The 2,510-nt window shown below is 40.7% G+C and carries 4 protein-coding genes and 1 pseudogene; 2 read left to right on the top strand and 3 right to left on the bottom strand.

Annotation, left to right across the window (positions count from 1 at the left end):
- Window positions 1–67 precede the first annotated feature (67 nt).
- The 3 genes and pseudogenes from A5N85_RS17080 to A5N85_RS12975 all read right to left on the bottom strand — a co-directional run.
- Window positions 68–250, bottom strand: coding sequence for a transposase (locus A5N85_RS17080; protein WP_169818677.1), 183 nt, complete (start codon window positions 248–250; stop codon window positions 68–70).
- Window positions 228–554 (bottom strand): transposase, encoded by a 327-nt coding sequence (locus A5N85_RS12970; protein ID WP_169818678.1) that lies wholly within the window; start codon window positions 552–554, stop codon window positions 228–230. The genes A5N85_RS17080 and A5N85_RS12970 overlap by 23 nt, the downstream gene beginning before the upstream one ends.
- Before the next feature lie 66 nt (window positions 555–620).
- Window positions 621–911, bottom strand: a pseudogene (locus A5N85_RS12975) (aldo/keto reductase); the annotation flags it as partial.
- A gap of 174 nt (window positions 912–1,085) precedes the next feature.
- Between A5N85_RS12975 and A5N85_RS12980 the strand changes: the two are divergent.
- Together A5N85_RS12980 and A5N85_RS12985 are read left to right on the top strand one after the other, a co-directional pair.
- Entirely contained in the window at window positions 1,086–2,006 is a 921-nt protein-coding gene (locus A5N85_RS12980; RefSeq protein ID WP_072577573.1) for a LysR family transcriptional regulator, read from the top strand.
- A 46-nt stretch (window positions 2,007–2,052) separates the two neighbouring features.
- Entirely contained in the window at window positions 2,053–2,409 is a 357-nt protein-coding gene (locus A5N85_RS12985) for an IS630 transposase-related protein (protein ID WP_072576897.1), read from the top strand.
- Window positions 2,410–2,510 lie beyond the last annotated feature (101 nt).

A 2,510-nucleotide genomic window follows, 5' to 3' on the forward strand; every position in this document is an offset into this window, starting at 1 on the left:
TATTCCAGTAATAGTATGTGTGCTTACTTTTGATTTCATCTATCTTAGACACTATAGTGCAATTCATCTAAAACCTCAACCCAATCCAAAGCAGATAAAAAGAATAAAGTATCAATACATCCATCCGCCATTCTTTGCGTATTTGCTTAATCCAAGCCCACATCTTTTCAATGGGATTTAAGTCTGGACTATAAGGGGGTAACCAAACTATCTCATGCCCATGCTCTTCAATGATTGCTTGAATATACACTGCGTTTATGAAAAGCGGCATTGTCCATGACAATTACACTGTTTTTAGGTAACTCAGGTAACAGTGCTTCTCTCACCCAATGAGAGAAAATATCGCTGTTAATAGAACCATCATATAAGCGTAAGGCAAACAATTCTCCATTGATAATGGCTCCAATCGCATTGCTCTGGTTCTTTAAATGCCAGTTATCACTTCCATGACAAATTTGTCCTTTTGTGCTGTAGCCATAAGGTCTATGAGCAAAGGCTTTAAAACCACATTCATCAAGATAGACTATCGGTTTGTCTTGAGCGGTCTTATCCACTATTTGTTCTTGAAAGTGCTCTCTTTTCTCTGTGTCGGCTTTTGGATGTTAGTTAATCTTTTTTTTATGCGTTATCTTTAAATCCACCACATCTGTGCGTAGCTTGTGCAAACTGTCTTTTAAACTAGCACTAAGTTTTTCAGGCGAATAATTATCCACCCAGATTTTTGTGGTTAAAAATAGCTCATCTCGTTTAACCCCACTTTCTGCAATCGCTTGACCCACTTCGGCTTCATTACCATAAATTTGCGCAGTATCAATGGCACGATAGCCCAAATCTAAAGCATTTTTGACCGAATCAATAACAACTTGACCTTGTAAACGGAAAGTTCCGACACTAAATTTTGGAATAGACATATTTATCTCCTATCAATCAATACATTAAAAATAGACAAACAGCCTGTGCTGTTGATAACGCTATGATAGGCGGATGGCTTTTGCTAAAAAAGTAGATAATAAGCAAATGACTTTTGCTTATTTTGCAAAAATAGCACAATAACAAATTAAGCATCCGCTGACGGGAAAACGCTCATGAAACTCACCCTTGACGCATTAAATATTTTTTTGCATATCGTTGATAAAGGCTCTATTATTGCAGCGGCAGAAAGTTTACAACTGCCCGTTTCCGCGGTGAGCCGTAGCTTGGCAAAATTAGAAAAAGAACTCGATACCACCCTGATACAACGCAGCACCCGACGGATGGCACTAACCGCTGAAGGTGAATGGCTCTACCAACAAGCGCAGCATATTCTCAATAGCGTGCACTACACCGAAGAAAAACTACTGGCACGGCATAGCGATGTTGGCGGACTATTACGGATTAATACGGCTGCACCGGTAATGCGTCATGTCCTGATTCCGGCATTGACAGAATTTCTTTCTCGTTATCCGCGTATCGAAGTAGAGCTAAATAGCGATGATGGCTTGATTGACTTACTAGAAGAACGCACTGATGTCGCTATTCGTATCGGTGAACTACAAGATTCCACCATGCACGCCCGATTGCTCGGAAAAACGGCAATACGCGTATTAGCCAGTCCGCAATATCTCGCTGAGTACGACAATATCGAACACATCAAGCAATTATCACAATATCGTTTACTGGGCTTTACACAACCGGCACATCTTAACCAATGGCCATTAGCAGACAGCCATACAGGACGACTGCTCACCATTAAACCAAGCATTAGTGCTTCGAGCGGAGAAGGCCGACTTGCGCTGGCAATAAACCATATGGGCGTGGTTTGCCTATCGGATAGGATGACCGCACAAACACGCGAAAAAGGTGAACTGATTGAGATTTTGCCAGAGCTTCGCCAAGAAGTGCAACAACCCATTTATGCCGTGTATTATCGCCACCGTAGCCTTGCTACCCGCACGGCTTTATTGATTGATTATCTTGCTGATTATAGTCAAATCACTTATAATCCAATCTATCCAAAGCAGATATAAAGAACAACTTGTAGTAGAACTATCAAAAACAAACTGAGCATATCCTATGACCTACTGTAGCCAATTCCGACAGAAAATTCTTAACGATATTGCTAATGGAGAAACTTGGCGCGCTGTTGCAAAGCGCTACAAGATCAGCAAATTCACCGTCTATAGCTGGATTAAAAATCCCCATCCTAAAGGCTTTACTGAGCGTAAGCCCTCAAAGATTGATGATGAAGCCTTGCTTAAGGATATTGAGCAGTATCCTGATGATTACCAATGGGAAAGAGCTAGACGTTTTAATTGCTCGCAATCAGCGATTTGTTATGCTCTAAAGCGACTAAAGATAACGCATAAAAAAAGATTAACCAACATCCAAAAGCCGACACAGAGAAAAGAGAGCACTTTCAAGAACAAATAGTAGATAAGACCGCTCAAGACAAACCGATAGTCTATCTTGATGAATGTGGTTTTAAAGCCTTTGATCATAGACCTTATGGCTACAGCACAAAAGGACAAGTT

The sequence above is a fragment of the Suttonella ornithocola genome, assembly GCF_001889065.1.
Classification (GTDB): Bacteria; Pseudomonadota; Gammaproteobacteria; order Cardiobacteriales; family Cardiobacteriaceae; genus Suttonella_A; species Suttonella_A ornithocola.

Bases quoted from the DNA above. Each gene is read 5' to 3' on its own strand.
- A5N85_RS12985 (WP_072576897.1), top strand. From the start codon at position 2,053: ATGACCTACTGTAGCCAATTCCGACAGAAAATTCTTAACGATATTGCT.
- A5N85_RS12980 (WP_072577573.1), top strand. From the start codon at position 1,086: ATGAAACTCACCCTTGACGCATTAAATATTTTTTTGCATATCGTTGAT.